We start from the raw sequence: 15,495 nt of genomic DNA, 5'->3' as shown, positions 1-15,495 counted from the left end.
CCGATGCGGCTGTCCGACTACCTCGACAAGGGGGTGTCACTGGGCCGAGACGCACCCTGTCTCACCATCGGTGACACCACGCGAAGCTACGGCCAGGTGTACGACGATACCGTTGCGATCGCAGGTGCTCTGCAGCACAACGGAATCGAGGCCGGCGATCGAGTTGCGGTGCTCTCTGCCAACGATCCGCTCGCGCTGACCTGCGTGTTCGCGATCTCGCGAGCGGGGGCGGTGTGGTGCCCGATCAATCCACGCAACGAAGCAGATGAGAACCGGCAACTGTTCGACCTGTTCGGGTGCCGATTCTTGTTCTTTCAAAAAGCTTTTGCGGATCTTGTCGGTCGTATTCGCGATCAGCTTCCGCGGCTGGACTGGCTCGTCTGTCTGGACGGCGACGTGCCAGGGGCAGTGTCCTACGAGCAATGGCTCGTCGAACACAGCTCCGAATCGGTTGCCGACAGACGGCCGGCGGACGGCCTGTGCATGATCGCAGGCACGGGCGGTACGACCGGAAAACCCAAGGGGGTGAGGTTGACCGAGGCGAACATGATGACCTCCACCGCAACGGCATTGATGAGTTACCCGTTCGGGGATCGGCCTCGGTACCTGGCGCTCGCTCCACTGACCCACTCTGCGGGCGTGCTGACGTTCCCCATCCTCAGTGTCGGCGGCCACGTGGTTGTGATGGGTGCGCCCGACATCGGAAAGTTCCTGTCCCTCATCGAGCAGCATGGAATCACCCACGCGTTCCTCCCACCCACGGTGATCTACGGTGTGCTCGATCATCCCGATCTCGACATCACGGATCTGTCGTCGTTGCGGTGCCTTTGGTACGGAGCCGCACCGATGTCGCCGACACGACTGGAAGAGGCGCTGAACCGTATCGGGCCGGTACTCGGACAGCTGTTCGGACAAACCGAGGCACCGAACATGATCGCCACGCTCGCTCCGGCCGATCACTTCCGCAGCGACGGATCGATCGCCACCGAGCGGTTGAGTTCGGCGGGCAAGCCGACTCCCCTGACAACGGTGGCGATCATGGACGACGACGGTGGACTGCTGGTGCGCGGCGAACGCGGCGAGATCGTCGTTCGTGGCCCCCTCGTGATGCAGGGATATCACGAGAATCTAGACGCCACAGCTGAAGTCGGTGCATACGGCTGGCATCACACCGGTGACATCGGGTACCTCGACGACGACGGTTACCTGTTCGTCGTCGACCGTGCCAAGGACATGATCATCACGGGCGGATTCAACGTCTACTCGGCGGAAGTCGAACAGGCGCTGCTGTCGCATCCCGCGGTGAAGGAATGCGCCGTTGTCGGGCTACCCGACAACAAATGGGGCGAACGCGTCACCGCCGCGGTCCTCCTACGACCAGGCCGCGATGCTTCCGATGCGGATCTCATCTCCCACGTGAAAACGCGAATCGGAAGCGTCAAGGCACCCAAACAGATTCAGATCTGGACCGACCTTCCCCGCTCGAAAGTGGGAAAGATTCTCAAGACCGAAGTACGCAGCGCCATGTCTCACTCATCATCGAAGGGAAGCACACCATGACCGAGTTCGAGGGCAAGCGAGTATTCGTCACCGGTTCGGGAGCCGGCATCGGAAAGGCCATCTCCCGGATGTTCATCGAGCGCGGCGCGCGTGTCGTTGTCAGTGACATCGATGAAGACGCAGCCGCCAAGACGGCCGAGGAGATCGGTGCCGCCGGTATCGCGAACTGCGATGTGTCCGACGAGAGCCAGGTGCAGAGTGCGGTGGCACAGGCCGTCGACATCCTGGGTGGCCTCGACATCGTCGTCAACAACGCGGGAATCGAAGTGTCCTCGCCATTGCTCCAGCAGTCGACGGAGAGTTTCGACAAGATCTACTCCGTCAACGTCAAGGGCACTTTCCTGGTGATGAAGGCCGCGATCGGTGCACTGGTCGAGTCCAAGGGGAACATCGTCAACATCGCATCGCTCGCCGGGGTGGGCGGCACCGCACTACTCGGGTCCTACTGTGCCACAAAGGCTGCCGTCATCCAGCTCACTCGCGTCGCGTCCATCGAGATGCGCGCATCGGGAGTGCGAGTGAACGCCGTCTGCCCCGGATTCGCAGATACCGCGATGGTCGATCGACTCGTCCCGGACTTCGAGGCGGCGACCCAGATCCCGTTCGGCGATCTCGTGGCTGCCAAGCAGGGACGGCTGGGAACGCCGGAGGACATCGCGGAAGTGACATTGTTCCTCGCGTCGGACCGGGCGTCGTGGATCACCGGAAGCCACTACATCCTGGACGGAGGATTGTCGGCGTCGCTCGTCTAGATTCGAGATTCCCCGTCGTCATCCCAGGGCGACGGGGAGTAACCCTCGTGGTGTCTCGGATGCGATATTTGCCAGTGCACTGCTCAGCTTCGGATAGTGGAACTCGAAACCGCTGTCTATCAGCACTTTCGGGTCGACCCAGCGACTCTTCAGAACCAGTTCGGCCTCCGTCCGGATCACCCGTGCACCGAACTGGAGTAGCCACGCAGGTGTCGGCAGCCCATGATTGCGGCCCAGGGTACTTCTGACCTGCTGCATCATCTCCTCGTTGGTGACGGGGAACGGAGTAGCAACGTTGACCGGGCCGGAGAGATCGGTGTTGTCGTAGAGGTGATCGAGGACGCGTGCGACATCGGCGACGTGCACCCAACTGAAGATCTGGCCGCCGTCGCCCATCGTGCCGCCGAGCCCCACTCTGGCCAGATCGATAATCGGATTGATGGCCCCGCCGCCTGCGCCCAAGACGATCGACATGCGAAGCGCCACCTTGCGGATGGCTACATCGGCGTCGAAGAGCTCACGCTCCCAGGCACGAGCCACCTCGACCGAGAATCCCGATCCCATGTCGCCGGATCGTTCGTCCATCGGCCTGTCGCGCGAGTCGCGATAGATGGTGCCGGTGCTGGCGTTGACCCACAATCGAGGTGTGTTCTCTACGTCGGCAATGGCGCGGCCGAGTTGGGCCGTCGTCTGAATTCGCGACGACATGATCTCGTCCGCGTTCTTCTTGTTGTAGCGACAGCTCACCGAGCGGCCGGCCAGGTTGACGACGACATCGGAACCGTCGAGGACCTCGACGACACTGCGGTGGTCGGACCACGTTGCGTCGCTGGATGTTCCGCGGCCGATGGTCCTGACGCGAATGCCGCGATCTTCGTAGGAGCGACGCAGGTACCCGCCGATGTAGCCCGAGGCACCGCACAGGACGACGGTCGAGGGTGAATCACTCATTGTTCGAGCCCTTCTGGGGATGTCACTCGTTTCAGCAGGCCGGCCACGTCGGTGACCAACCCTCGTGCCACCGGGAGGCGGGCGAGGCGCACTGCTTTGGATACGACGGGTACGAGCCCGTCGACCAAGGTGCGTGTTCGTCTCTGGTTGTCCGAGGAATCGGTGACCCAATGGAGGGTGACTCCCATGTAGAGCATCCAGAGTAGTTGCGGAAGAGTGTCTTTCAGTGGTGCCGGGACCTTCTGTTTCGACGCCTCCAGGGTGGTTCGCATGAGGTCGATGGCCATGGATCTGGCGTCGGAGGACTCCTCCGAGAACGGGCTGGAACTTGTGCTCGTCGGCAGTGCCAAGTGCAAGAAGGAGCCGCCGAACGCGTGATACGGCTCCATCACGTCCAGACCGGAATGCAGGACGGCAGCGAGGTTGTCGGAGAGCGACGCGCCGTCGACGAGAACGTCGAGGGCGCGCTCGCGATGGTCTCGCTGGATCACCCTGTGCAACTCACTGACCAGTTCGTCCTTGCCGGCGAAGTAGTAATAGGCATTCCCGAGTGAGACGCCTGCTTCGTCGGCAATGCGACGCATGGTGGTCGCTTGAAACCCTTCGTCGCGAAAGAGACGTAGGGCTACCTCGACCACCTTGCCTCGCGTGTCGGACGTGCGTGCCATCGATCCGCCTCGTTTCTGAACGTGTTCAAAATTGACGGTAGACCCTCTGTTGAACATGTTCAAGTGGTGTTCGATCGTTGGGAGATCTGAGACGGCGCGGCCCGCCGTACGTAGGGTCGCTGCTATGAATCGAGAACTCGTGGTGGCAAGTCGGCATGTGAGCCAAGTAATCGGGTGTACACCCGGCGACGTGTACGAATTCGCGGCGGATCCCGCGAACTTACCCAGGTGGGCAGCAGGATTGGCCAACAGCGCAGTGACCGTCGACGGAGATCGACTTCTCGCTGAATCGCCGATGGGGCAGGTGACAGTCCGTTTCGTGCCTCACAACGACCTCGGCGTCCTCGATCATGACGTCACGTTGCCTTCAGGGACCGTAGTGAACAATCCCGTACGGGTGCTGAGTCATCCGAATGGCGCGGAGATTCTGTTCACGGTCCGCCAGATCGAACTCAGCGCCGACGAATTCGAACGCGATCTCGACATGGTCGCCGAAGATCTGAGAAGACTCAAAGAGTTGTTGGAAGCTCAGTGACCACGCCGAGTGGATACGGGGTTCCGTGATGCTGAGACGAATGGGTACGTCCCTTATCGGAGGCGTAGGTGCCCAGTGGGTTCGGGAGCTGAACGAGCGACACCCGTGGAGTCACAACGACTATTTTCACAGCTGGATTCTGGCGAATCTGCCGAACCGGCGTGGCCGTGCGGTCGACATGGGCTGTGGTCGAGGTGGTTTGGTGCGTGCGTTGGCTCCTCATTTCGATCAGGTAGCTGGGGCAGACTCCGATTCGGAGATGCGTCGAATCGCACAGGCGACTTCTGCCGCTGTGGGCAACGTGTCCATCACCGATCGCCAACTCGACTCCTGGCCAGACGATTCGATCGATCTGGTGACGATGGTCGCCGTCCTGCATCACCTCGATGTCGACGATGCCGTGCACCATGTCGGGCGAATTCTGGCGCCGGGCGGGCGTGCGCTCATCGTCGGGCTTGCGCCACCCCGGAGCGCACGAGATCTGCTGTGGGATTCGGTCTCCATCGTGACCAACCCATTGATCGGATTCATTCACCGCCCGTGGCCGAGCCCAGCGACAGCACCAGAACCGTTCCCGGTCGAAGATCCAGTGCTGAGCTTCGACGAAATCCGAGACATCGTCGAAAAGCGGCTACCGGGCGTGAAGATGCGACACCGCATAGGGTTTCGACACACCATCGAGTGGACGAAGCCGCCGCGGTAGTCACACCCACGGTGCTCGGCGCTCCCACCACGGCATCGACCTGGACCGATCGATCTCGACTGTCACGTCACGATACCGCTGATCCAATCGAGCGACTGCGACGCGTAATCGGTGGGCACGACGCCCATCGCGGCGCATGAGTCGTTCCAATGCATCGCGCGGTCCGTCGCCGGAGAAGTGGCCGTCGCATGCGGGACATCCCGTGAATCCGGCCAGAATCGGCACTCGATTGTCGAACACCGCTCTGTGCTTTCGATTGACGCGATCTTCGACAAACTCGACTCGTCGACGCCACTGCGCCAGATAGTGGAGTGCCCACCCATCGGTTCGCGTCTTACGCGGCCTGTGGGGGTTCATCGGACGGACGGGGGCATTGCCCTCTCGTGCAGAATTGTCATCATGTACGCCATATCGGAGGCGGGCCGGTGCGTGCTTCGGGTTGGTGAAGCGAACGATACCGCAGCATCGATACTTCCAGAAGTCGACGCAGGGGAAGGAGGAGCCCTATGTGGGATCAACACAACCCGGGCGTGCTGCGGTTGCCGTCGGGCAATCTCGTTCGTGGACGCGCCTTGCGTGATTCGATGCCGGACGGCCCACTGCCGGACTTCGGGGTCTACCTGCAGGGCAAGGATCCCGGCGACTTCGACTGGGACAGCCGATGGGTTCGATGGCCCGACTTCTGGCTCCCGTCCGACACGGAAAAACTCGGGACCGTACTACGAGAAGCACTGCGTCGCTGCGCAACCGAGCGGGTCGAGATCGCGTGTACCGGCGGTGTGGGACGTACTGGCACAGCGCTGGCGTGTCTCGTGGTGCTCGACGGTATGCCCGGCAGTGCCGCCGTCGACTACGTTCGGCGCAACTACTCACACCGGGCTATGGAGACCCCCTGGCAGAAGCGCTTTGCGAAGACGTTCGTCAGGCCAGGTTCTCTGCTCTGAGCAGAATCGCCGACCCGTCACGAAATCGAGGCTTAGGCTCCGATCATGGGCGAGGTCATACGAATGGATGAGCGTCGAGCAGCGCGCGCAGTGGAACCGTTGTGGCGAGAGGTAGTCGGCCGACGATTGCGCGAGCGCCGGCACGCCCGCGGTGACACTCTGGCCGACACCGCTGCCCGCGCAGGCATTGCGCCGCAGTACTTGTCGGAGCTCGAACGCGGCCGCAAGGATCCGTCGAGTGAAATCCTCGCGGCCGTTGTCGGTGCGCTGGGCACGTCGATGGCGGACATCTCAGGCCTGGCGCATCACGACCTGTCGCGAGGCGATGCGACATTGATGGCAGCCTGACGCCCCTCGAGAACCTGGTCGACGACGCCGTACTCGCGGGCGGCGGTGGCCGTCAGCACCAGGTCCCGGTCGGTGTCGTGGCGAAGCCTCGCCGCGTCGCGTCCTGTGTGTTTCGCGAGAATTGCTTCCATCTCGGCCCGGACTCGCACGACCTCATCGGCAGCCAGAATCAGATCGGGGATGGTCCCGCGTCCCTGCGCCGCAGGCTGATGCAACACCACCCTGCTGTGGGTCAGTGTCGAGCGTCGCCCCGGTGCACCCGCCGCGAGCAGTACAGCACCCGCTGCAACGGCTTGGCCCACACATGTTGTGGCGACGGGTGATCCGATGAACTGCATGGTGTCGTACACGGCCAGCATGGCGGCCGTGTCTCCGCCCTCGCAGTTGATGTACATCGAAATCTCCTGGTCGGGGGAGTCGGCCTCGAGGTGCAGCAACTGCGCGATCATTGCATTCGCCACACCGGCGTCTATCCCGGTCCCAAGGTAGACGATGCGCTCACTGAGCAAGTGCGAATAGACGTCGATGACGCGTTCGCCGCGCGAATCTCGGGTGATGACATTGGGGATCGTGTACGTGCTCATCGTGCCAACTCCATTCCGAACGACACCCGTCTCGCGGGCATGACCTGATCGAACGAATCGACGATGGCGTCGACGAACCCGTAGTCGCGGGCGGCCTCCGCGGTGAACCAGCGATCGTGCAGGGAGTCGTCGAAGATCTGCTCCCGTGTCTGTCCTGTGTCGTCGGCGATGAGACCGAGCACCGTATCTCGGGTATGCCGCAGATCGTTGGCCTGCACCTCCACTTCGACAGCCGATCCACCGATGCCCGCCGAGCCCTGGTGCATCAGAATCCGTGAATGCGGCAGCGCGTAGCGCTTTCCGCGCGCGCCGGACGACAGCAGGAATTGACCAGCGCTGCAAGCCAATCCGAGTGCTAGCGTCGAAACGTCGCAGGGGACGAGTTTCATCACATCGCGGATGGCGAGCATGGCGGGTACCGATCCGCCCGGGGAGTGGATCCACAGGGCGATGTCGGCGGAGGAATTCTCTGCCGCCAACGTCAGCAGGTGAGTGGTGAGGACGGTGCCGTTGTCGTCGTCGAGTGCGCCGTCGAGCACCAGAACTCGGTGCCGTAGGAGTTGGTTGCGGAGTTCGGGCGGAAACATTCGGGGTGATTCGCTCATGGTTCGAGTGTGAGTGCCAATCCTGTTGCACGCCAATTGTTCTGCTGTGGGCAGCGAGTCTGCTCACAGCTTCGTTGGGTGCAGAGGGACAATGGTGAGATGACTGCACTCGAGTTCTCCGAATCCGTCGTCGTCGCTGCGTCTGCCGACGACGTGTATGCCGTTGTCTCCGACATCACCAGAACAGGCGAATGGAGCCCGATCTGCCAGGAGTGCTGGTGGAACGAACCCGATGGCGGCGGCGTGGGATCGACGTTCACCGGCCGCAACGTGGTGCCGGGGCGTACGTGGGAAACGGTCTCCACAGTGGCAGCAGCCGAGCCCGGTCGTGAATTCGCCTGGGTGGTGGGCGACAACTTCGTTCGTTGGGGCTACACCCTCGAGTCGGTGGACGGTGGCACACGCCTGACCGAGAACTGGAACTTCCTACCCGACGGCATCGCTTACTTCCACCGCAAGTTCGGCGACGACGCGCAGCAGGAAATCGACACTCGCAGCCAAGCGGCACTTGACGGCATCCCGCGGACCCTGGCGGCAATCAAACGAATCGTGGAAGCCGAAGCCTGAGTGCAGTCGGCCAGGTGCGCTGACTGTCCACTATTCGACTTCCGTGGCGGGATTCCGTCTAGCGAGGAGAATTGTGGACACTCAGAGCACCACCGACGGTTAGCCTGATCGCATGGCAGCAACGGTTCTGCGGGTGTCCACGGTCCTCGAATCACGGGGCCCTGCGGCAGCGATTGTGCTCAGTGACGAGCAGGTCGCGTCACTCGGTTCCACCAAGGCGCCGCCGGTTCGGTTCACGATCGGTGGACAGACCGTGCGCGGTCGTATCGGGCGCATGGGCGGCGAAAACCTGCTCGGGCTCAACAAGAGCGTTCGCGCCACATTGGGCGTCGAAGCCGGCGACACCGTCGACGTGACCATCGAGTTGGACGACCAACCGCAGGTGATCGAGCTGCCGCCGGCGTTGGCGGCAGCTCTGGACGCGGATCCCGCTGTGCGCGCTGCGTTCGATGCGCTGGCACCGTCGACGCGTAAAGAGCACGCCCGCTCCGTCGCGGACGCCAAGCGGAACGACACACGCGAGCGTCGGATCGCGGCTATCGTGCAGGCTCTTCGGTCCTGACTGCTGTTGGCCGTACGACGTCGCAAACGCGCGCGCATTCGTCAGACGCGCGCAGATTGGCCAGCGAGTCCGAGTGCGTTCGGCAAACGCGCTCGCGTTTGCGGAGGCCGAGGGCTCAGACCACAGCGGCAGGCGTGCTCGACCCGACGACCGGTGTCGGCATACCCGCCGAACTCAGGCGAGCAAGGATCTCGATCGCTGAGGTGATGTCGGGCAGTGAACGGGTGAAGGGAATGCGCTGATGATCGTCGAACGCGTATCCCGTGCCGAATCGCAGTCCCGGTGCCAGCAGTAAGCCGTGAGAGTGAGCCTCGGCGACCAGTGCACTGGATCGGATGCCGTCGGGCAGGGAGCACCACAAGGCCAGGCCTCCTTCCGGAACGCGGAACTGCCAATCCGGCAACCGGTCTCGCATCAGAGCAACGGTGTGATCACGTGCGACTCTCGACGTGTCGGCGCGCACCCGGCGCACCTCGTCGTACTTGCCCATCAACTCGACCGCGGCGAGTTGATCGAAAATGGACGCCGAAAGTTGGCGTCGCGCATAGGTTGCGGTGACTCTCGCCAGAAGGCCTGCTTCGGCGCGCACCCAGCCCACTCGCATGCCGCCCCACACAGTCTTGCTGATCGACCCGATCGTCACCGTCGCGATGTCCGGGGTCGCCGCTCCGAAGGGTTCGATGTCGGGTGAGTCGTCCATCGAAAGATCGGCCGCAACCTCGTCGACGATGGTCAGTATCGCATGTCGGTGCATGGTCGCGGACAGTTGGCGTCGTGTCTGGAGAGGGAGCCGCGCACCGGAGGGATTGGAGAAGTCCGGCATGAAATACGCCAACGTGGGGGCACTCTGACGCGCGGCCCTGTCTGCGGACGCCACGAACTCCTCGGGTTTCTCAGGATCGATCGGCACCGGGATGCAACGACCGCCGAACGTGTGAACGAGTTCGACGACAACCGGATACGTCGGGTGCTCGATCAATACCCGGGCACCCGGCTCGGTGAACGTCGCCAACACCGCGTGGATGGCGTCGGTGGCCCCCGAGGTGACGAGAATGTTGTCTGCGGTGGTCGGTATTCCGCGCCCTCGGTAATACGCGGCAACGGATTCACGGAGTTCGAGCAGACCCGACGGAGCGTAGCCGCCCGATGCGAATCGGCCCGTAATCTTCTCGGCCGCAACGCTGTATGCGTCGGCGAGCAAGGGCGAGGCCGACGGTGATGCGTTGACGAATCCGAGATCTGCAGTCTCGCGATCGCCGCCGAGGGTTCCCCACGACGGCAGCGAACTCGTCGGGGAAACGTATGTGCCAGAGCCGCGTTGAGCGCTGATCCAGCCACCCTCACGGAGATGGCGATAGGCCGACGCCACCGTGACCCGACTGACGTCGAGACTGATCGACAGGGCCCGCTCGGCGGGCAACCGCGTCTGAGCCGTCACCTCACCGTTCTCGATCAACCGCCGCAACTCGTCGGCTATGCCGAGGTAGAGCGGACCACCGGATCTGTTCCGCAGCGACGACGGGTCGATACGTGCTGCCAGCTCCGGGGCCGAGATCGCGGTGGCGTCGAACGAGTCCATGCAGTCCACTGTTGCACACTGGACTGCACTATTCACCGTCAAAGCAGTCCATTGTGGACACATGATCGCAATTGGAGCTGTATTGGCCTTGTCTGTAGTCGGAGCGGGATGGACTGTGGTTGCACTGCGCGACGGCGGGAGAAGTGCGCCCACCGGCCCCCCGCGCAGTCGGGTGCAGGCGGATTGACGGGTGCCGTCTACCCGGGCTCGGTGTACATCCTGCGCAGGGATTGCCTGAAGGCGACCGCGGCGGGCGGTAGATAGCGATCGGTGACCCAGCCGACTCCGATGACGCGCGAGACGTCCTCGGCGAGATCGACCTCGACCAGGTCATCACGAGGTACCGCCGCCGACGGCAGCAGCGCGATACCGAGCCCGCCGCCCACCAGGCCGCGCAGGGTTTCTATGTCGGTTCCCTCGAACGCGATACGGGGTGTGGTGCCGAACCGCAGACATGCTTCGTCGAACACACGACGCAGGGTGTGCTCGGCGTCCAGTGCGACGAAAGGTTCCTCCGCCAGTTCGGAGAAGCGAAGCCGTCGTCGTCGCGAGAACCGGTGACCGCGAGGTAGGACGAGGAGAAGCTTCTCGACGTAGAGCGGCTCCCAGGTCACCTCGAGCGAGTCGACGAACAGCCCCGGCACGCTGAGGCAGAGATCGGTGACGCCCGAGGCTAGATCCGCGATCACGTCGCGGCCGGAACGTTGGTGTAGCTCGAAGCTCACACCGTCGAAAATGGTGCGGTGTTCGCGAATTGCCCTCGGGACCAACGCCGCTCCCAATGAATGCAGGAATCCGAGCGAGACGGTGCCTGCAGACGTACCGGCCAACTCGCGTACCGCAGCGATACCGACGTCGATGCTGCGGGCTACATCCGATGTCGATTCGCGAAACGTAGTGCCGTAGCGGTTCAGCACGTTCACCCGTCCCTCACGGGTGAACAAGGGGACACCGATTTCGGCCTCCAGTGATGCAATCGCACGGCTCACTGCGGACTGCGACACGACCAGGTGTTCGGCAGCCGGCCGTAAGCCCCCGAAATCGGCCACGGCATGGAAATACCGTAGCTGGTACAGCTCCATCGACACGTCCCTTCACTTGCGATATACGCAACTATAAGCCGCAAAACTATCGATAGACGCGGCAGTTCAGCCGTCGTAGCGTCGAGAACATGACACCGACCGAAGACGACGACACCACAGCCATCCCGACCGCGTGGCTGTTCACCCCCGGCACCGACCCCGAGCATTTCGACGTCGCTGCCCGATGCGGTGCCGGAGTCGCGATCCTCGACCTGGAAGACGCCGTCGCGAAAGACCACAAGGACCGCGCCCGCGACTCGGTCATAGAGCACCTGAAGACACGCGATGTCGGCGACGTCCGTTGTGCCGTTCGGATCAATCCACCGAACACGGTCACAGGCCTGCGAGACCTCCTGGCACTGGCCGACTCCGGCGTGGCACCCGATTATGTGGTCGTGCCGAAAGTCGACGCGGCGGCAACCGTCGATATTGTCGCGGAGGTACTCGCGGATGCCGGCCTGGTTACCGGCGTTGTTGCGATGATCGAAACAGCCTTCGCTGCAACAACTCTGCACACGATAATCCAAGACGCCAGATCGCCGATCGCGGCACTGATGTACGGCGCCGCCGACATGGCGGGAGATCTCGGTGCCGAAACGGGCACTGCTGTTCTCGCGCAGGCACGGTCGGCCTGCCTGCTGGCCGCAGCAGCGGCGCGAATCCCCGTCATCGACACACCCTTCTTCGACATCGGAGACGCGGCCGGACTCGGCATCGATATCGCGGACGCAGTTCGCAGCGGATTCAGTGCCAAAGCCGCCGTTCACCCCGCACAGATCGCACCCATCGTCGAGCGATTCACGCCTTCGGCTGACCAGATCGACTGGGCGACAAATGTTGTCGACACAGCAACAGGAGGTGTCGGAACGGTGGACGGACAGATGGTCGACGAGGCCATCGCTCGCCGAGCGCGTCGAATACTCGCACGCGCGCGGCGCTGAAACGCCAATACTCATCAAGAAAGAGAACAGGAGCGAACATGGAACCGATTCTTCCCGCGTACCGGGAGTTGGCACCCAACACGTACCGCGAGACCTCAGGTCTCTACTTCGAGGACTTCGTCGTCGGCGATACCTTCGAGCACCGTCCCGGGCGCACCATCACCGACACCGACAACATCTGGATGACGTTGTTGACCATGAACACTCAGCCCGTGCACTTCGACGCCGCATACGCTGCGGGTACCGAATGGAAGAAGATGCTCGTCGATTCGACCCTGACGATGTCGATGCTGACCGGGATGAGCGTACGCACGGTCAGTGCCAAGGTGGTCGCCAATCTCGGGTGGGACAAAGTACGCGCGACGCATCCCGTCTTCGCCGGTGACACCCTGTACGCAGCGAGCCGCATCCTCTCCACCCGGGAATCCGCGAGCCGACCCACTCAGGGAATCGTGACGGTGGAGACCACCGGCACCAATCAAGACGCCGATGTGGTGATGACCTTCGAGCGAACCATGTTGATCTACAAGCGCGGACACGCGCCCGAGCAGGAGGTGAACTACTGATGACAACCACAGCAACCAACCGAGCCGCCGCCGAATACGCGGCCAAGCTCACCGACGCCCGAACGGCCGTCGCCGATGTTCGGAGCGGTTCCACCGTCGCTCTCGGACAGGCAGCCGGGCAACCTCCGGCACTGATGCGCGCCTTGGCCGATCGAGCCCGGCGGGCCGAGATCGACGAGGTGAAGCTCTATTACTTCCATGCCGAGCAGCCGATGCAGGAGAGTCTGCTGCAGTACGAATTGATGGGTGCTCTCGAGCCCCACTCCATGTTTCTTCAGCGAGCGGAGCGTGAGCTCATCGTGCGCGGAGACCGGGACGGACGAAAAGTGGTGTCTTTCGTGCCGAATTCGTTCAGCCAGTCCATCCGACTGTTCGCCGAGCGAATCCCGGTCGATACCTTTCTCGTCACAGTCTCGCCGATGGACAGCAACGGCTACTTCACCTTCGGGACCAACAACGACTACACCAGTTCGGTTGCGCGGCAAGCCAAGAGGCTCGTCGTGGAGGTGAACGACCGCATGCCGCGGGTGTTCGGCGCGTCGGCGCTGCACGTGTCCGAGATCGACGCCATCGTGGAGCACACCGAGGAACTTCCCGAGCTGCCGCAGCGTCCGACGGGTGAGATCGACCGCGCGATCGCGCGCCGCGTCGCCGATCTGGTTCCCGAGCATGCGTGTCTGCAGATCGGGGTCGGCGGACTCCCACAAGCAGTGTGCGAGATGCTGGCCGACCGCACCGACCTCGGTATCCACACCGAGGTTCTCACCCCTGCACTCGTGCGGTTGATCGAATCCGGCGCGGTGACCAACCGGTACAAAAGCATCGACCGCGGCGCATCGGTGTTCACCTTTGCGATGGGAGACAAAGAGTTCTACGACTTCCTCGACGACAATCGTGGAGTCGAAAGCCACCCCGTCGACTACGTCAACGACCCCGCGGTGATCGCCCGCAACGACAATGTGGTGTCGGTGAACTCGACGGTCGAGATGGATCTGACCGGTGCCTGCAACTCCGAATGGCTCAACGGTCACCAATACAGCGCATCGGGCGGCCAGGTCGACTTCGTGCGAGGGGCATACAACTCGAAGGGCGGCGTGTCGGTCATCGCATTCGCGTCGACTGCACGAGATGGCACGGTGAGCAAGATCGTCCCGAAGCTCTCGGGCCCGGTCACCACAGCGCGCAACGACGTCCACTGGGTCGCCACCGAGTACGGAACCGTGAACCTCAAGGGGTTGTCGTCCACGCAACGTGCACAGTCGCTCATCGACCTGGCTCATCCCGATCACCGGGCCGAACTCACCGAAGCCGCACGCGCACAACACCTCATCTGACGCAACGACACCGAACCGGAGCCCGCCATGAAGATCGAATCCCTCGACCACCTCGTCATCACCGCCTTGGACCCGGCCGCGACCGTCCGCTTCCACACACGCGTACTCGGCATGACCGAACACACCTTCGGCTCCGGCCGGACTGCGCTGCTGTTCGGGAGCAGCAAGATCAATGTGCACCAGGCCGGTCACGAGTTCGAGCCCAAGGCGGACGTACCCACACCGGGCAGTGCCGACCTGTGCTTTCTGGTCTCCACGCCGATAGCCGATGTCGTCGAACAGCTGCACGCTGCCGAGGTTGCGATCGTCGAGGGACCGGTGACGCGGACCGGTGCCACGGGCCCGATCCTGAGCGTCTACGTGCGAGACCCGGACGGCAACCTGATCGAGCTGTCGAACCCGGCGTAACCCATCTGGGTGTCCACTATTCGGGCCCCGACGACGGAATTCCGCCATCGTGCCGCAATTTCGGCGTCTGAGATCCCCGGGTCTGGCCGACTCGGCCGCGGGTGTTCGCGGACCTGAGTGTTCACTATCGACGATGATGCGCGGCTTTCCGCTGATCGAGTGCGATCGTGAACGCTCAGGTCCGCTCGGCGGTGATCGAATCGATGAACGGCGTGAGCAGCAGCGCCAGGTCATCGGCTGCCGCGTCGATGTCGTCGGGCGGCTCGGGGATGTAGCTCAAGGCCAATCGAACGATGGCCTTGCTGACCACGTCGGCCTGGCGTGGGGTTGCGCCCACCCACCCGCGTTGGAATGTCCCGGACAGCCGCTCGCCCGCGCGGTCGATGAGCACCTCGCTGTCGGTGGTGATCAGGCGCAGAAGATCCTCCGGTGCGTCGCCGCCGTGCAGTGATCGTACGAGGGGGTCGAGCGCGCTCAGCTGGAAGAACGACGAGAAACCCTGTCGCAGAGCGGCCGACGCATCGTTCTCGTGTTGGTACAGCGCCGTTTCGCACATCGCGACGAACGCGTCCGTCAATCTGATGGCGTAGCCCTGTGCGACGCCGCGCCGCGAACCGAACTCGTTGTACAGGCTCTGCCTGCTCAGACCCGCAGCCTTGGCGATGTGACTCATCGTCACGTTGCGCCAGTTGCGTTGGTGCAACAACTCGCGCAGCGCATCGAGCGCGGTATCGCGCGCAAGAGTCGACGCTGCTTCACGGTATCGACCGGGGGTCGACGTCTGTTCGGCTGCGGGCATGAACACG

At 63.1% G+C, this 15,495-nt stretch carries 19 protein-coding genes; 12 read left to right on the top strand and 7 right to left on the bottom strand.

The window, feature by feature from the left end:
* Positions 1-3 precede the first annotated feature (3 nt).
* Together AABD04_RS21995 and AABD04_RS21990 are read left to right on the top strand one after the other, a co-directional pair.
* Positions 4-1,560 (top strand): AMP-binding protein, encoded by a 1,557-nt coding sequence (locus tag AABD04_RS21995; protein WP_341442469.1) that lies wholly within the window; start codon positions 4-6, stop codon positions 1,558-1,560.
* Complete coding sequence (locus AABD04_RS21990; RefSeq protein WP_341442468.1) at positions 1,557-2,312, top strand: SDR family NAD(P)-dependent oxidoreductase; 756 nt, start codon at positions 1,557-1,559, stop codon at positions 2,310-2,312. The genes AABD04_RS21995 and AABD04_RS21990 overlap by 4 nt, the downstream gene beginning before the upstream one ends.
* An 18-nt stretch (positions 2,313-2,330) precedes the next feature.
* Here AABD04_RS21990 and AABD04_RS21985 read toward each other — a convergent pair whose 3' ends face one another.
* Both AABD04_RS21985 and AABD04_RS21980 read right to left on the bottom strand, forming a co-directional pair.
* Entirely contained in the window at positions 2,331-3,263 is a 933-nt protein-coding gene (locus tag AABD04_RS21985; protein WP_341442467.1) for a TIGR01777 family oxidoreductase, read from the bottom strand.
* Positions 3,260-3,931: a TetR/AcrR family transcriptional regulator gene (locus AABD04_RS21980; protein ID WP_341442466.1), complete on the bottom strand. Its 672-nt coding sequence runs from the start codon at positions 3,929-3,931 to the stop codon at positions 3,260-3,262. Before AABD04_RS21980 ends, AABD04_RS21985 begins: the two co-directional genes overlap by 4 nt.
* Before the next feature lie 124 nt (positions 3,932-4,055).
* Here AABD04_RS21980 and AABD04_RS21975 point away from each other — a divergent pair, with 124 nt between their 5' ends.
* From AABD04_RS21975 to AABD04_RS21960, 4 genes are all read left to right on the top strand, one after another.
* Entirely contained in the window at positions 4,056-4,466 is a 411-nt protein-coding gene (locus AABD04_RS21975; protein ID WP_423228177.1) for an SRPBCC family protein, read from the top strand.
* A 40-nt stretch (positions 4,467-4,506) separates the two neighbouring features.
* The gene (locus tag AABD04_RS21970; RefSeq protein ID WP_341442465.1) at positions 4,507-5,169 is read left to right on the top strand and encodes a class I SAM-dependent methyltransferase; all 663 of its coding nucleotides are present in this window, start codon (positions 4,507-4,509) and stop codon (positions 5,167-5,169) included.
* Positions 5,170-5,675: 506 nt separating this feature from the next.
* Entirely contained in the window at positions 5,676-6,113 is a 438-nt protein-coding gene (locus AABD04_RS21965) for a protein-tyrosine phosphatase family protein (protein WP_341442464.1), read from the top strand.
* Between the two features lie 45 nt (positions 6,114-6,158).
* On the top strand, positions 6,159-6,461 hold the full coding sequence (locus AABD04_RS21960; RefSeq protein ID WP_341442463.1) for a helix-turn-helix domain-containing protein: 303 nt from the start codon (positions 6,159-6,161) through the stop codon (positions 6,459-6,461).
* Here the strand turns inward: AABD04_RS21960 and AABD04_RS21955 are convergent.
* A complete protein-coding gene (locus tag AABD04_RS21955; RefSeq protein ID WP_341442461.1) occupies positions 6,419-7,045 on the bottom strand; it encodes a ClpP family protease in 627 nt (208 codons plus the stop codon). The two genes, AABD04_RS21960 and AABD04_RS21955, sit on opposite strands and share 43 nt — an antisense overlap.
* Positions 7,042-7,650 carry a ClpP family protease gene (locus tag AABD04_RS21950; RefSeq protein ID WP_341442460.1) on the bottom strand — a complete coding sequence of 203 codons (609 nt, stop codon included), beginning with the start codon at positions 7,648-7,650 and terminating at the stop codon, positions 7,042-7,044. The genes AABD04_RS21955 and AABD04_RS21950 overlap by 4 nt, the downstream gene beginning before the upstream one ends.
* A 99-nt stretch (positions 7,651-7,749) precedes the next feature.
* Here AABD04_RS21950 and AABD04_RS21945 point away from each other — a divergent pair, with 99 nt between their 5' ends.
* Both AABD04_RS21945 and AABD04_RS21940 read left to right on the top strand, forming a co-directional pair.
* Complete coding sequence (locus tag AABD04_RS21945) at positions 7,750-8,217, top strand: SRPBCC family protein (RefSeq protein WP_341442459.1); 468 nt, start codon at positions 7,750-7,752, stop codon at positions 8,215-8,217.
* A gap of 112 nt (positions 8,218-8,329) precedes the next feature.
* Positions 8,330-8,779, top strand: a complete 450-nt coding sequence (locus AABD04_RS21940) for a YdeI/OmpD-associated family protein (RefSeq protein ID WP_341442458.1) — start codon at positions 8,330-8,332, stop codon at positions 8,777-8,779.
* A gap of 115 nt (positions 8,780-8,894) precedes the next feature.
* Here AABD04_RS21940 and AABD04_RS21935 read toward each other — a convergent pair whose 3' ends face one another.
* Together AABD04_RS21935 and AABD04_RS21930 are read right to left on the bottom strand one after the other, a co-directional pair.
* Complete coding sequence (locus AABD04_RS21935; RefSeq protein ID WP_341442457.1) at positions 8,895-10,358, bottom strand: aminotransferase-like domain-containing protein; 1,464 nt, start codon at positions 10,356-10,358, stop codon at positions 8,895-8,897.
* A gap of 197 nt (positions 10,359-10,555) precedes the next feature.
* On the bottom strand, positions 10,556-11,440 hold the full coding sequence (locus AABD04_RS21930) for a LysR family transcriptional regulator (RefSeq protein WP_341442456.1): 885 nt from the start codon (positions 11,438-11,440) through the stop codon (positions 10,556-10,558).
* A gap of 89 nt (positions 11,441-11,529) precedes the next feature.
* Here AABD04_RS21930 and AABD04_RS21925 point away from each other — a divergent pair, with 89 nt between their 5' ends.
* Genes AABD04_RS21925 through AABD04_RS21910 form a run of 4 tightly spaced genes read left to right on the top strand, consistent with a single transcriptional unit; the run spans position 11,530 to position 14,689 of the window.
* A complete protein-coding gene (locus AABD04_RS21925) occupies positions 11,530-12,381 on the top strand; it encodes an HpcH/HpaI aldolase/citrate lyase family protein (RefSeq protein WP_341442455.1) in 852 nt (283 codons plus the stop codon).
* Positions 12,382-12,419: 38 nt separating this feature from the next.
* The gene (locus tag AABD04_RS21920) at positions 12,420-12,947 is read left to right on the top strand and encodes a MaoC/PaaZ C-terminal domain-containing protein (RefSeq protein ID WP_341442454.1); all 528 of its coding nucleotides are present in this window, start codon (positions 12,420-12,422) and stop codon (positions 12,945-12,947) included.
* The gene (locus AABD04_RS21915) at positions 12,947-14,281 is read left to right on the top strand and encodes an acetyl-CoA hydrolase/transferase family protein (RefSeq protein ID WP_341442453.1); all 1,335 of its coding nucleotides are present in this window, start codon (positions 12,947-12,949) and stop codon (positions 14,279-14,281) included. The genes AABD04_RS21920 and AABD04_RS21915 overlap by 1 nt, the downstream gene beginning before the upstream one ends.
* Positions 14,282-14,308: 27 nt before the next feature.
* A complete protein-coding gene (locus AABD04_RS21910; protein WP_341442452.1) occupies positions 14,309-14,689 on the top strand; it encodes a VOC family protein in 381 nt (126 codons plus the stop codon).
* Positions 14,690-14,864: 175 nt separating this feature from the next.
* Here AABD04_RS21910 and AABD04_RS21905 read toward each other — a convergent pair whose 3' ends face one another.
* Positions 14,865-15,488 carry a TetR/AcrR family transcriptional regulator gene (locus AABD04_RS21905; RefSeq protein ID WP_341442451.1) on the bottom strand — a complete coding sequence of 208 codons (624 nt, stop codon included), beginning with the start codon at positions 15,486-15,488 and terminating at the stop codon, positions 14,865-14,867.
* Between the last annotated feature and the right edge of the window lie 7 nt (positions 15,489-15,495).

Origin of the sequence: Rhodococcoides navarretei, from assembly GCF_038069675.1 — a bacterium.
Classification (GTDB): Bacteria; Actinomycetota; Actinomycetes; order Mycobacteriales; family Mycobacteriaceae; genus Rhodococcoides; species Rhodococcoides navarretei.
This window is presented reverse-complemented; position numbering and strand designations above follow the sequence as displayed.

Coding starts and splice junctions, on each gene's coding strand:
- AABD04_RS21905 (WP_341442451.1), bottom strand. CDS start 15,488: ATGCCCGCAGCCGAACAGACGTCGACCCCCGGTCGATACCGTGAAGCA.
- AABD04_RS21945 (WP_341442459.1), top strand. CDS start 7,750: ATGACTGCACTCGAGTTCTCCGAATCCGTCGTCGTCGCTGCGTCTGCC.
- AABD04_RS21955 (WP_341442461.1), bottom strand. CDS start 7,045: ATGAGCACGTACACGATCCCCAATGTCATCACCCGAGATTCGCGCGGC.
- AABD04_RS21915 (WP_341442453.1), top strand. CDS start 12,947: ATGACAACCACAGCAACCAACCGAGCCGCCGCCGAATACGCGGCCAAG.
- AABD04_RS21935 (WP_341442457.1), bottom strand. CDS start 10,358: ATGGACTCGTTCGACGCCACCGCGATCTCGGCCCCGGAGCTGGCAGCA.
- AABD04_RS21910 (WP_341442452.1), top strand. CDS start 14,309: ATGAAGATCGAATCCCTCGACCACCTCGTCATCACCGCCTTGGACCCG.
- AABD04_RS21990 (WP_341442468.1), top strand. CDS start 1,557: ATGACCGAGTTCGAGGGCAAGCGAGTATTCGTCACCGGTTCGGGAGCC.
- AABD04_RS21960 (WP_341442463.1), top strand. CDS start 6,159: ATGGGCGAGGTCATACGAATGGATGAGCGTCGAGCAGCGCGCGCAGTG.
- AABD04_RS21980 (WP_341442466.1), bottom strand. CDS start 3,931: ATGGCACGCACGTCCGACACGCGAGGCAAGGTGGTCGAGGTAGCCCTA.
- AABD04_RS21985 (WP_341442467.1), bottom strand. CDS start 3,263: ATGAGTGATTCACCCTCGACCGTCGTCCTGTGCGGTGCCTCGGGCTAC.
- AABD04_RS21930 (WP_341442456.1), bottom strand. CDS start 11,440: ATGGAGCTGTACCAGCTACGGTATTTCCATGCCGTGGCCGATTTCGGG.
- AABD04_RS21995 (WP_341442469.1), top strand. CDS start 4: ATGCGGCTGTCCGACTACCTCGACAAGGGGGTGTCACTGGGCCGAGAC.
- AABD04_RS21975 (WP_423228177.1), top strand. CDS start 4,056: ATGAATCGAGAACTCGTGGTGGCAAGTCGGCATGTGAGCCAAGTAATC.
- AABD04_RS21950 (WP_341442460.1), bottom strand. CDS start 7,650: ATGAGCGAATCACCCCGAATGTTTCCGCCCGAACTCCGCAACCAACTC.
- AABD04_RS21940 (WP_341442458.1), top strand. CDS start 8,330: ATGGCAGCAACGGTTCTGCGGGTGTCCACGGTCCTCGAATCACGGGGC.
- AABD04_RS21965 (WP_341442464.1), top strand. CDS start 5,676: ATGTGGGATCAACACAACCCGGGCGTGCTGCGGTTGCCGTCGGGCAAT.
- AABD04_RS21970 (WP_341442465.1), top strand. CDS start 4,507: ATGGGTACGTCCCTTATCGGAGGCGTAGGTGCCCAGTGGGTTCGGGAG.
- AABD04_RS21925 (WP_341442455.1), top strand. CDS start 11,530: ATGACACCGACCGAAGACGACGACACCACAGCCATCCCGACCGCGTGG.
- AABD04_RS21920 (WP_341442454.1), top strand. CDS start 12,420: ATGGAACCGATTCTTCCCGCGTACCGGGAGTTGGCACCCAACACGTAC.